Source organism: Pseudomonas sp. Irchel s3b6 (genome assembly GCF_900187415.1).
Taxonomy (GTDB): Bacteria; Pseudomonadota; Gammaproteobacteria; order Pseudomonadales; family Pseudomonadaceae; genus Aquipseudomonas.
This window is the reverse complement of the sequence record NZ_FYDM01000001.1, coordinates 408,313-420,392: the sequence shown is the minus strand read 5'-3', so window position 1 is coordinate 420,392 and position 12,080 is coordinate 408,313. Positions and strand designations below refer to the sequence as shown.

Annotated in this window: 10 protein-coding genes and 1 tRNA gene; 3 read left to right on the top strand and 8 right to left on the bottom strand. The window is 61.4% G+C overall.

From position 1 onward, the window contains the following. Positions 1–69: 69 nt before the first annotated feature. Both CKW07_RS01985 and CKW07_RS01980 read right to left on the bottom strand, forming a co-directional pair. On the bottom strand, positions 70–1,518 hold the full coding sequence (locus CKW07_RS01985; RefSeq protein WP_095143333.1) for an aldehyde dehydrogenase: 1,449 nt from the start codon (positions 1,516–1,518) through the stop codon (positions 70–72). Between the two features lie 113 nt (positions 1,519–1,631). Next, a complete protein-coding gene (locus CKW07_RS01980; protein ID WP_095143332.1) occupies positions 1,632–2,462 on the bottom strand; it encodes a p-hydroxycinnamoyl CoA hydratase/lyase in 831 nt (276 codons plus the stop codon). A gap of 214 nt (positions 2,463–2,676) precedes the next feature. Here CKW07_RS01980 and CKW07_RS01975 point away from each other — a divergent pair, with 214 nt between their 5' ends. Continuing rightward, positions 2,677–3,165 carry a MarR family winged helix-turn-helix transcriptional regulator gene (locus CKW07_RS01975; protein ID WP_095143331.1) on the top strand — a complete coding sequence of 163 codons (489 nt, stop codon included), beginning with the start codon at positions 2,677–2,679 and terminating at the stop codon, positions 3,163–3,165. A 65-nt stretch (positions 3,166–3,230) separates the two neighbouring features. Here the strand turns inward: CKW07_RS01975 and CKW07_RS01970 are convergent, their stop codons facing one another. Continuing rightward, the gene (locus CKW07_RS01970; protein ID WP_095143330.1) at positions 3,231–4,541 is read right to left on the bottom strand and encodes an OprD family porin; all 1,311 of its coding nucleotides are present in this window, start codon (positions 4,539–4,541) and stop codon (positions 3,231–3,233) included. Positions 4,542–4,873: 332 nt separating this feature from the next. Between CKW07_RS01970 and mhpT the strand changes: the two genes are divergently transcribed. Then, on the top strand, positions 4,874–6,094 hold the full coding sequence (mhpT, locus tag CKW07_RS01965) for a 3-(3-hydroxy-phenyl)propionate transporter MhpT (RefSeq protein WP_095143329.1): 1,221 nt from the start codon (positions 4,874–4,876) through the stop codon (positions 6,092–6,094). A gap of 184 nt (positions 6,095–6,278) precedes the next feature. On the opposite strand, the gene CKW07_RS01960 is transcribed toward mhpT, so the two are convergent. Both CKW07_RS01960 and CKW07_RS01955 read right to left on the bottom strand, forming a co-directional pair. Further along, positions 6,279–6,767: an RES family NAD+ phosphorylase gene (locus CKW07_RS01960; RefSeq protein ID WP_095143328.1), complete on the bottom strand. Its 489-nt coding sequence runs from the start codon at positions 6,765–6,767 to the stop codon at positions 6,279–6,281. Further along, positions 6,764–7,213, bottom strand: a complete 450-nt coding sequence (locus tag CKW07_RS01955) for an antitoxin Xre/MbcA/ParS toxin-binding domain-containing protein (RefSeq protein WP_256577011.1) — start codon at positions 7,211–7,213, stop codon at positions 6,764–6,766. Before CKW07_RS01955 ends, CKW07_RS01960 begins: the two co-directional genes overlap by 4 nt. A gap of 413 nt (positions 7,214–7,626) precedes the next feature. Between CKW07_RS01955 and CKW07_RS01950 the strand changes: the two genes are divergently transcribed. Beyond that, positions 7,627–9,366, top strand: coding sequence for a dipeptidase (locus tag CKW07_RS01950; RefSeq protein WP_095143326.1), 1,740 nt, complete (start codon positions 7,627–7,629; stop codon positions 9,364–9,366). Positions 9,367–9,524: 158 nt separating this feature from the next. Here CKW07_RS01950 and CKW07_RS01945 read toward each other — a convergent pair. From CKW07_RS01945 to uvrC, 3 genes are all read right to left on the bottom strand, one after another. Next, positions 9,525–9,600, bottom strand: a tRNA-Gly gene (locus CKW07_RS01945). A 63-nt stretch (positions 9,601–9,663) separates the two neighbouring features. Beyond that, complete coding sequence (pgsA, locus tag CKW07_RS01940; protein WP_095143325.1) at positions 9,664–10,224, bottom strand: CDP-diacylglycerol--glycerol-3-phosphate 3-phosphatidyltransferase; 561 nt, start codon at positions 10,222–10,224, stop codon at positions 9,664–9,666. A 32-nt stretch (positions 10,225–10,256) separates the two neighbouring features. Further along, positions 10,257–12,080 (bottom strand): excinuclease ABC subunit UvrC, encoded by a 1,824-nt coding sequence (uvrC, locus tag CKW07_RS01935; RefSeq protein ID WP_095143324.1) that lies wholly within the window; start codon positions 12,078–12,080, stop codon positions 10,257–10,259.

Here is a 12,080-nt window from a genome sequence, read left to right as displayed (position 1 = left end):
CCTTGTTATTGTTATGTCTGGCTGGCACGCGGGTGACGAGCGTTCGTCACCCGACGGTGCGACGGATGCTCAGATCGGGTAGTGCCGTGCACCGTTCTGCAAGGTGACCCAACGCAACTGGGTGAACTGCTCAATGGCCGCCTTGCCGCCAAAACTGCCGTAGCCACTGGACTTCACCCCGCCGAATGGCATGTGCGCCTCGTCGTGCACGGTCGGGCCGTTGATATGGCAGATGCCTGACTCGACCCGTTGGGCCAGGGCCAGGGCGCGGCTGGTGTCGCGACTGAAGATCGCCGCCGACAAGCCGAACTCGGAATCGTTGGCCAGGCGCAGCAGTTCTTCATCGCCCTCGGCACGTAGCACTACGGCTACCGGGCCGAAGGACTCTTCGTGATACAGGCGCATGTCAGCGGTGACGCCGTCGAGCAGGGTCGGTTGCAGAATGCTGCCTTCCAACTGGCCGCCCGTGACCAGGGTGGCGCCCTTGTCGAGGGCATCGTCGATCAACCCCTTGATGCGCTCGCCGGCGCTGGCGTCCACCAGGGAACCGAGGACTGAATCCCCGGCATCCGGGTTGCCTGCCGGCAAGGTGGCGATCTTCGCCGCCAGCCGGGCGACAAAGGCATCGGCCACCTGGGTGTCGACGATCAGGCGCTCGGTGGACATGCAGATCTGCCCCTGGTTGAAGTAGGCGCCAAAGGCGGCGGCTTGCACCGCGGCCTCCAGGTCGGCGTCGTCCAGCACCAGGAACGGCGCCTTGCCGCCCAGCTCCAGCAAGGCCGGCTTGAGATGCCGCGCCGACAGTTCACCGACGATGCGCCCGACATGGGTCGAGCCGGTGAAGTTGACCCGACGTACCGCAGGGTTGGCGATCAGCCGCTCGACTATGGCCGCGGCATCCGCGGGCGCGTTGCTGATGACGTTGACCACGCCATCGCCCAGGCCCGCATCCTGCAATACCTGGCCGATCAGCCGATGCACCGCCGGGCTCAGTTCCGAGGCCTTGAGTACCACGGTGTTGCCACAGGCCAACGGCATGGCGATGGCACGGGTGGCGAGGATCACCGGGGCATTCCACGGCGCAATACCCAGCACCACGCCGCAGGGCTGACGCAGGGCCATGGCGAAACTGCCGGGGACATCGGACGCAATCACCTCGCCGTTGATCTGGGTGGTCAGGGAGGCGGCTTCGCGCAACAGGTTGGCCGCCAGGTGCACGTTGAAGCCGTACCAGTTGGCCATGGCGCCGGTCTCGCCGGCCGCCGCGATGAACTCCGCACTGCGGGCCTGCAGCTGTTCGGCCGCACGCAGCAGCCGGGTGCGTCGTTCATTGGGGGCCAAGGCTGCCCAGGCCGGAAACGCCGCCTTGGCCGCGGCCACGGCGGCATCGGCATCTTCCAGGGTGGCGGCGGCCACCCGCGACACGACTTCACCGGTCACCGGATTACGCCGGTCGAAGGTTCGACCGTCACGGGCGGGGCACGACTGGCCGCCGATCAGCAGGGGCACGTCCAGCATGGGAATTCCTCTTTATTGTCTTTGTCGGGAATACGTTGGAGGGGAGCACCGGGGCCAGGCGCTGGCGGGCGTTCGATCACCCGGCCAGCCTGCCCTCCGTGCACCGCCGGGGGTCAGCGTTTGTACGTCTGCAAACCAGGCTTGATGCTCTTGTCGTCGAGGAACTGCTTCATGCCCTGTTCGCGACCGCCTTCGGTGTCCAGCAGGCGCGACTGGTCGAGCTTGGCGTAGAGGTAATCCTCGTTCTGCTCCCAGGTCAGTTCGCGGCAACGTTTGAAACCATGCTTGGCCGCTCGCAGCACCACCGGGTTTTTCTCCAGCAGGTTGCGCGCCAGCTCGATAGTCACTTCGCGCAGTTGCGCCAGGGGCACGCTCTCGTTGACCAGGCCCATCTCGGCGGCCTTCTGCCCGCCAAAGGTCTTGCCGGTCATGATGTAGTACAGCGACTGGCGATGACCCACGGTGTCGGCCATGGCTTTGCTCACCAGGTTGCCCGGCGGGATGCCCCAGTTGATTTCCGACAGGCCGAAGGTCGCCTCGTCGGCGCAGATCGCCAGGTCACAGGCCACCAGCGGGCTGAAACCGCCACCGAAGCACCAGCCGTTGACCATGGCGATGGTCGGCTTGGCGTACATGCGCAGCAGTTTCCATTGCCACTGAGAGGCTTCGCGACGGATTTTTTCCTGAAGGATTTCCGGACCGGCATCCACTTCGCGGAAGTATTCCTTGAGGTCCATGCCCGCGGTCCAGGCATCGCCGGCACCGGTGAGCACCAGCACGCCAGCGGCCGGATCCTGCTCCAGGGTTTCCAGAACGTCGATCATCTCGCGGTTCAGGGTCGGGCTCATGGCGTTGCGTTTTTCCGGGCGGTTGAGGATGACCCAGGCGATGCCTTCGTCGATTTCCACCTTGACCGTTGTCCAGCGACCTTCGTAGTTGCTCATGGCGATGCTCTCTCTTGTTCTGGGTTTGAAGATGAGCAAAAACTAAACCGACGAATTAGTTATGTCAATTAACTATTAACAATTTTAACAAAGCATTTTCAACCCATGAGCCGAGCCAGGAACCCGGATATATGACAATGCTCATGGCTATCCCCGGCCAAACTCGGCAAACTAGATAGTCTTCTTAACCGCCAGCCCGAGGATTGACCCTGTCATGGCCAAGTCTTCCACGATTGCCGCTGCCCCCCAGGCTCCGGACGCCACCACCGAAACCCAGGCGCCGCTGGACGCCGCCCTGGACGACCTGATCGGCTACGCCATGCGCCGGGCACAGTTGAAACTGTTCCAGAACCTGATTGGCCGGCTCTCGGCCTACGACCTGCGGCCGGCACAGTTTTCGGCCCTGGCGATCATCGAACAGCACCCGGGGCTGATGCAGGCTGACCTGGCCAAGGCGCTGGCCATCGAGCCGCCGCAAGTGGTGCCACTGCTCAACAAGCTGGAAGAACGGGCGTTGGCGGTGCGGGTGCGGTGCAAGCCGGACAAGCGCTCCTACGGGATCTTTCTCAGCAAGACCGGCGAGGCCCTGCTCAAGGAGTTGAAACAGATCGCCGCCCAGAGCGACCAGGAATCCACGTCGGCCCTCGACAGCCAGGAACGGGACGAACTGCTCAGGCTACTGCGAAAGGTCTACCAGGCATAACCCAAAACGCCGGCACGCTCCCCCACCGCGAGGAACGGCCGGCGGCAGCCCTGGGCAGGGCTCCCTTACCAGATCGGCACGCTGTACAGCACCTGGAAGCGGGTCTGGTTTTCATCGCGGAACGCCGCGCCAGAGGGGAAGTCATTGCGATAGATCGACTTGCGCGCCAACAGCCCGAGGTTTTTCAGCGGACCACTCTGGATCACATACCCCAGCTCCATCTGGAACTCACGCTCCTTGCGGTCGTCGGCATTCAGGGCCGCCAGTTCGATATGGTCACCGCGCACATAGCGCAGCCGGCTCTTGAGGCCAGGCACCCCGGCGGCGGCAAAGTCATAGTCGTAGATCGCCTGCCAGGTCCGCTCCTTGGCGTTGAGAAAGTCCGAACTCATGGTCAACTCGCTCATGCCCATCAACTCGGTGCCCGACACATAGGGCGTCGCTGTGTCACCACTGGCGTGCATGTAGCCCAGGCTCACCCGATGGCCGCCCAGGCGATAGCCAAACAGCGCTGAAAGGTTGCGGTTGTCGACTTTGCCGGCCTTGGCACTGCCGTCTTCATCACTGAAGAAGCTGCGCAGGTCGCTGGTCAGTACGCCCTCGCCCACGGGCAGATTGTGCAGCAGGGCCAAGGTGTTCTGCTGGTACAACTCGGCCACCTCGGCGTGATAGGCGCGCAGGCTGAGGTCCTCGTTCACCTGGTAATCGCCGCCGACATAAGCCATGTGCGAAGTGGTGGCCGCGCCGTTGAAACGCCGGTTGGGCGAAGCAATGCTCATCGCCTGGTAGTTGGTGGAATCACGCTTGTTGATGCGATCGATGTAGCCAGTGTTGAGGGTCAGCCCATCGATATCCCTGGAACTGAGGGTGGTGCCGCGAAACGTCTGCGGCAACAACCGCGATGGGCTGGCAAAGGCGAACGGCAGGAAGATCGAGACATCGCCGGTCTTCACCGTGGTCTGGGCAACGCGAAACTTGCCGGTCATGGCCAGGCGCGAATACTCGTCCGCCGCACGCTTGTCGCTGCTGGACACCGGCAGCAACTCGGTGCCACTGCGATGAGGCGCGGAGTCCAGCTTGACCCCCAGCAATCCCCGGGCGTCCAGGCCGAAGCCGACGGCCCCAGGGGTGTACCCCGACTCCACATTCATGATGAACCCCTGGGCCCATTCCCGGGCCGCGGTTTTCGCCCCGTCGTCCTTGTACTCCCGGTCCAGGTAGTAATTGCGCAGGGTCAGGGTGCCGTGACTGTCGTCCACGAAGCCTTCGGCCAGCGCCGGACTGGCAATCACGCTCAAGCCCAACACGGCCAGGCAGCGTGCGTGAACAGGTAAGGCGGGGGTCGCCGCAAGGGCATCCCGAGGGGGATTTTGCATGTTCGATGTCCACTCTTTGTTGTTGTTTTTTTAAGCGCGAGACCCGGGTTGTCCCGGGAGTCTGCGGCCAGAGAATGGAAACAGCCGAGGGCTGGCGTCAATCCGCAGTGACCGATAATCGAACATTAATATTGTTATCTATTTTAAAGACAAGCTTGTCTCCGCATGCCATCCAGTTGATTTAAAAGTAATTTATCTACTTTTTCAGGCAATACTCTGGGTCGTTCATTTTTTAGTTATATTTGTTAATCTTAATTCCAGCCCACCATCGCCTGATGCGGGCCTGCTTGCTTCACCTGTCAGCCCCAACAAAAACAATAATGAGGTTCGCCATGGACACCCCATCACGTCGCACGACGTTGACCATTGCCCTGTGTTTTATCGTTGCACTGATCGAAGGCTTCGACCTGCAAGCCGCCGGCACTGCCGCCGCGGGCCTGCGCCAGACCTTTGCCCTGGACCCGAAAATGATGGGCTGGGTGTTCAGTGCCGGCATCATCGGCCTGCTGCCCGGCGCGTTCTTCGGTGGCTGGATCGCCGATCGCATCGGCCGCAAGAAAATCCTGATCGGTGCCGTGCTGCTGTTCGGCGTGTTCTCCCTCAGCACTGCCTACGTCGGTAGCTTCTCCAGCCTGCTGCTGGCGCGCTTCATGACCGGCCTGGGCCTGGGCGCCGCCCTGCCCAACCTGATCGCCCTGTGTGCCGAGGCGGTGGGCGAGCAACGCCGCGGCACCGCCATCAGCATCATGTATGCCGGCGTGCCGCTGGGTGGCGCCCTGGCAGCGGTGGTTGCCATGCTGTTCACCGATCACTGGCAGGCGACCTTCATCATCGGCGGCCTCGCGCCCTTGCTGGTGGTGCCACTGATGATCCTGCTGCTGCCCGAGTCCAGCGCCTTTCGCTTGCAACAAGGCAACGCCCGCGTGGCGCACACCTCCACCGGCCGGGCCCTGTTCGGCGAAGGCCGGGCCCGCGTCACGCTGGCCTTGTGGCTGAGCTACTTTTTCACCTTGACGGTGATGTACATGCTGCTCAACTGGCTGCCGTCGCTGCTGCTGGAACAAGGTTTCACCAAACCCCAGGCCGGCCTGGTGCAGATGCTGTTCAACATCGGCGGCGCCCTCGGCTCGCTGCTCGGCGGGCTGCTGCTGGATCGCTGCAACAGCATCAAGGTGGTGCTGTTTATCTATGCCGGATTGCTGGCGGCGCTGACCGGGGTCGGCCTGTCGGTGGGCATCGTGCCCATGGGCATCGCCGGGTTTGCCGCGGGGCTGTTTGTGATGGCTGCGCAACTGGTGCTGTACGCCCTCGCACCGCCGTCCTACCCGACCCTGGTGCGTGCCACCGGGGTCGGCGCAGCCGTGGCCATCGGTCGCCTGGGCTCAGTGGCCGGGCCCTTGGCCGCGGGGCAGATCCTGGCGGCCGGTGCCGGCACTGCCGGGGTACTGCTGGCAACCTCACCGGGGCTGGTGATCGCAGCATTGACCATCATCAGCGTCATTGCCCGTGCGGCACCGCTGACCGAGCCCGGACTGACGACGGCCAAGTCTTGAGCCTGTCTGTACCTCGGCCCTGAAGCGCCGCCCTGCCTGCACAGAGATCGCGCGCCCAGTCGCGCGATACCTTACGGCGCTGAAGGGCGACGCTACCTGAACGACGAAGCTTGTTGCGCTCCCCCCTCAAGCAGATTGACTCGGAAGAACGGCGACGGCTGAGTACTCACCGGCCAGGCAACCTTTACTTGATCAAACGGGTGTCCAGACCAAAGCGCTCCTGAGTGACAAGCTTGAATTGATCCTCGGCCAAGTCGCAGCTGACCAGGAGATTCCACGAATGACGAGTCACTGCAGAAGGGATGAGCACGAAGGGATGCCGGGCCAGCAACTCATCAGCAAACTGTTGCTGATTGGGCGAGGGTTGAGACGGGATGAGCCAGTTCGGGTTCGGCACGTCCTGAGGTTGAACAACCTTGATGAGTCCCGGATCCAGCACTTCGAAGCGCGTCAGCACATGAGGCACCCTGTCGAGGGCATCAAAGCCCAGGTGGGTCGCGACCTCCAGGATGGCTGTGGACGGGTCGGCCGAAGCGTAGATAACCCGGCGGCCGGGAGGATTCCATCGACCACCGGATCGTTGCGCACCAATGCCACTGTCCCACGTATCTTTGTAGACTTCGCGGTCAAGGCGCCATGCGTGCCACCTCCCGTCCCAGGGCAAAGGATTCATTGGTAGACCCCGTGTTCAATCCGGGCCAGGTAGTCCTCTACCACCTGGAAACCCAACGAGTTGTCGATGAGCTCCAGCGGGACATGGCCGTCGAGGTACTTGCAAGGTTTCTTCAGCCAGTCCTCGGCCAACTGCTGACTGCCAAACACGGTGGTGGCGTGCTCCAGGGTCTGCGCGTACTGGAAGGCGACAGTACTCTGCTGCTGATTCAGCCGTACCGGCTTGGTTTCTTTCGCCAAGCGCTGGACCGTTCTGATGGACTTCCCTGTGATGCGCTGAACCAGCCCCTGCTCCATGTACAGATCCGAAGTGGAAAGCATGTCCCTGACGTCGCTCAGGTTAAAACCTTCCTGCGTGTACCGGATGATCAACATGCGCGTATCACCCTTGCGGCCATGTAACAGCACCTCGGTAGGCTTTCTGGCGACCTTCGTTGCCCCCGTCATGGCTGCCTTTGCCCTGGATTTGACGGTCGGCTTGTCGACTTGATTTGCTACGGACATACCGATTACCTCCATGCGACATTTGACGTAAGGATAGCGCCAAATGTCGTATTTGGGGGAGTTCGGTTTGTCCGATTTGGCGTGTACCACTCCTGGAACAGCTCTGTCATCACCACGCCCGGGCAAATTGCCCCAGGAAACGAGACTCGCCTCTAGTGACCCACCCTTTGGAACACAGGATGTGTTTTCTTCCCGAAGGGGGGACTTTTTCGTTTCTGCGTCGCTTTTGCATTTCTGTGCGACAGATCCCACTTCAGGGACTCCCGTACCGCTCCCTCCCGGTGTTAGTTTTGAAATGTTTTGTTTCATCGATCAGACACTTCTCACTCACTGCCTGCAAAGGAATGCCCCCAGCAATGGATTTTTCACTCAAGCACCTGGCCGCGACCACCCTGATGCTCGCCAGCCTGTCGTCGTTCACCACGTCAGCGCACGCCAACATCACCCCGCAACAGAGCGCGGCCATCCTCAAGACCTTCAATGACGTATCGGTAACGGATTTCAGGCAGTTCCTGGAACGCCTGGCCAAGAGCGACCTGGCCAAAACCGACGACCTCGGCCCGGCAATCAGTGCCTTCCAGGGCAACAAGACCCTTTCCCCCGAACAACAGAACGAGATCCATCGCCTGCTGGGCCTCTATGCACGGGTGAAGTACGGCACGGCTGCCACCCAGACCCTGCGCGAACTGGTGGCAATCCCGACCGTGCGCGTGGACGGCGTTGCCCAGCACGAGAATCCCGAGTTCATCAAGATCGCCGACAAGCTCAAGGGCCTCGCCCAAGCCTTCGACCTGAACTTTCGCAACGTCGACAACCGCGTCTATGAAATATCCCTTGAAGGCAGCGGCAATGAAGTCGTGGGCATTCACGCCCATGCCGATGTGGTGCCCGTGACCCCGGAGAACTGGGTCCTGAAAGACGGCACCCGACTCGATCCGTTCAAGGTCACCCTGGTCGGCGACCGCCTGTATGGCCGGGGCACCGAGGATGACAAGAACGGCATCGTGGTGACGCTCTACGCCATGAAAATCATCAAGGAAGAGAAGCTGCCGCTGGCTCGGAACTTCAAGCTGCTGGTCGACACCACCGAGGAAACCACCGGCGACGCCATCCCCTATTACTTCGAACGCAACCCGACACCCAACTACAACCTGGCGCTGGATGGCGGCTACCCGGTGGTGATTGCCGAGAAAGGCTACGGCACCGTCATGGCAAGCTTTGCCCGACGTACCGCAGAGGGTAAAGGCGCCGAAATCACCTCGATGACGGGCGGCCTGGCAACCAACCAGATTCCGTCGACGTCGGTCGCCACCCTGGTGACTGACAAGCCCGCCGAACTGGCCGCCAGCCTGCAGCAGGCCGGTACTGATTATGCCCAGCGCAATGGCGGCAACTTCGAGGTAAGCGCCAAGGTCGTCGGCAAGGACGTCAAACTCACGGTCACCGGCGTTTCCGCCCACTCCTCCGAGCCCGAGTCAGGCGTCAACCCGGTGGCCAGGATGCTGGACTTCATCAACAGCCTCGACGGCAAGGTCGCGCTCAAGCACAACCACATTACCGACGCCGCCCGTTATGCCGCCGACAACTGGGGGCTGGACTACCTGGGCGGGAAATTGGGGGTCGGTTTTTCCGATGCCTTCATGGGGCCGCTGACCACGTCCCTGACCTATGTCGGAATGGATGACAACGCCTTCCAGCTCGCGGTCAACCTGCGCGTGCCGAAAGGCAAGTCCCCAGAAGCGCTCAAGGCCGAAATCGCCGAAAAGCTTGGCGCCTGGAGCAAGAAGACCCACATCGCACCGGCCTTCGACTACTCGATCGCCGAGCCGATGTACCGCAACCCCAAGGGTGAATGGGTCAAGGCCCTGCTTACCGTGGCCAGCGAAAACCTTGGCATGGAACACACGTTTGGCACCTCTGCCGGCGCCACCTCGGTCCATGAGTTGCCCAACGGCGTGCAGTTCGGCTTGGCCATGCCTGACGTCAAATACACCGGCCACAACGACAACGAGTTCAAGACCGTCGAACAGTTCATGCTCGACCTGCAGATCGTGACCGAGATGATGGGCCGCATCGGGCAGTTGCCGACACTCTGATCCACCTTCGGACCCGCTGTTGTGGCGGGTCCATCTCTTTGATCGATTTGCTCTCGTCTAATACCTGGAGAACGGTGATAACTGAAATTTGCAGGCTGATGCCTACAAATCGCGCACAAACAAAAACGCCACTCTATTGAGTGGCGTTTTTGTATATTTGGAGCGGGAAACGAGACTCGAACTCGCGACCCCGACCTTGGCAAGGTCGTGCTCTACCAACTGAGCTATTCCCGCGTCTTGGTGTGGCGTATTCTATAGAAAATAGATTACGCGTCAACCCCTTGATTCAAAAAACTTTTATTTCTTTTCCACATCGGTTTTCAGATGCGGCCAGGCGGCGCTCAGGTACTGCACCATGGACCACAAGGTCAGGCCTGCCGATACCATCAGCAAGACATAGCCCACCAGTACCCAGAAACTGAAGTCCGACGGGTTGGCCAACAGGATCACCAGCGCCAGCATTTGCGCGGCGGTTTTCCATTTGCCCAGGTTCGACACGGCGACTTGTGCCCGTGCTCCCAGCTCGGCCATCCACTCCCTCAGGGCGGAGATGACGATTTCGCGGCCAATGATGACGGCTGCGGGGAGTGTCAGCCACAGGTTGGCATGTTCCTGTACCAGCAACACCAGGGCCACGGCGACCATCAGCTTGTCTGCCACCGGGTCGAGAAACGCCCCGAACGGTGTGCTCTGCTCCAGCCGACGGGCCAGATAACCGTCCAGCCAGTCGGTCGCGGCAGCAAATGCGAAGACTGAACTCGAGGCGATGTAGCTCCAGTGATACGGCAAATAGAACAGCAGAATGAAGATCGGGATAAGCAGGACGCGCAGAACGGTGATCAGATTAGGGATATTCATCGGCACAACTGGCTACGAGGTGAGTTGGCATTCTACTCGCTGTGCAGGTTTGCATAAATCAACTCTGCAAGCTTTTTACTGATCCCAGGTGCTTTAGCGATCTCGTCGATGCTTGCACGAGACAGCTCCTGCAATCCACCAAAATGTTTCAACAGGTCCCGGCGCCGGGTCGGCCCTACTCCCGCGATCCCTTCCAGCGTTGAGGTACGGCGGGTTTTCCCGCGTCGCGCCCGGTGCCCGGTGATCGCAAAGCGGTGGGCTTCGTCGCGGATCTGCTGGATAAGATGCAACGCCGGCGAATCCCCGCGCAAGGTAAATTCGTGGGCGGCGTCATTCAGGTAGAGCGTTTCGAATCCGGCCTTGCGGGTGGCGCCCTTGGCCACGCCCAGCAGAATCAGGTCGGGAACGGCCAGTTCATTGAGCACATCGCGGGCCATCGACAACTGGCCCTTGCCGCCGTCCACCAGCAAAATGTCCGGCAACTTGCCCTCGCCGTCCTTGAGTTTGCTGAAGCGTCGGGTCAGCGCCTGGTGCATCGCCGCGTAATCGTCCCCTGGCGTGACGCCTTCGATATTGTAGCGACGGTAGTCGGACTTCAACGGCCCTTCCGGGCCGAACACCACGCAGGAAGCCACTGTTGCTTCACCGCTGGAGTGACTGATGTCATAGCACTCCAGCCGCTGGGGCGGTTCATCGAGGTCGAGCACTTGTGCCAGGGCCTCGAACCGTTCGGCCACATGCTGACGATTGGCCAAGCGCGCGCCCAGGGCCTGCTCGGCATTGGTCACCGCCAACTGCTGCCAGCGCGCCCGGGTACCGCGTACCCTGTGGCTGATGGTCAATTCGCGACCGCGCAGCCCATGAATGGCCTCGATCAGGGTCGGGAAGTCGTCATGGACCACGTTGACGATCAGCTCGCTCGGCAAGTCCCGCTCGGGACTGCTGATGTAATACTGTCCAAGAAACGCCGCCATGACCTCGGCCACGTCTTCTTCAATACCCACCTGCGGGAAAAAGTTCTTGCTGCCCAGTACCCGGCCACCACGCACACTGATCAGGTGCACGCAGGCGCCTCCCGGGTTGGTGAACGCCGCCACCACGTCGACGTCACCCGTGCCACCTTCCATGCTCTGCTGGTCCTGCACCCGGCGCAGCAAGGCGATCTGGTCACGCAGTTCGGCCGCCCGTTCGAAGTCCAGGGTACTGGCCGCCTGCTCCATCCCCGCCGACAGTTCGTCCGCGAGCGCGTTGCTGCGGCCCTCGAGGAACATCACCGAGTGCCGCACATCCTCGGCATAGGCTTCGGGCGTCACCAGGCCGACACAGGGTGCCTTGCAGCGCTTGATCTGATACTGCAAGCAAGGCCGCGTACGGTTCTTGTAGTAGCTGTCTTCACACTGGCGAACGAAGAAGGTCTTTTGCAGCAGGCTGAGGCTTTCACGAATGGCCCCCGCGCTGGGGTAAGGCCCGAAATACTTGCCCTTGGCCTTTTTCGCCCCGCGATGAATGCTCAGGCGCGCAAATGCGCCGTCCGACAGGAAGACATAGGGGTAGGACTTGTCGTCCCGCAGCAGGATGTTATAGGGCGGCCGCCATTCCTTGATCAGCGTCTGCTCGAGCAGCAGCGCTTCGGTTTCATTGGCGGTGATGGTGGTTTCGACCTGGGCGATACGACCAACCAGCGCGGCGGTCTTGGGCGCCAGGCCAGTCTTGCGGAAGTAACTCGCCAGGCGCTTCTTCAGGTTCTTGGCTTTGCCCACGTAAAGCAGGCGCGCATCGCTGTCGAATATGCGATACACACCCGGGCGCCCACTGCAGGTCGAGAGAAAGGCGCTGGGATCAAACGGCTCGGTCAT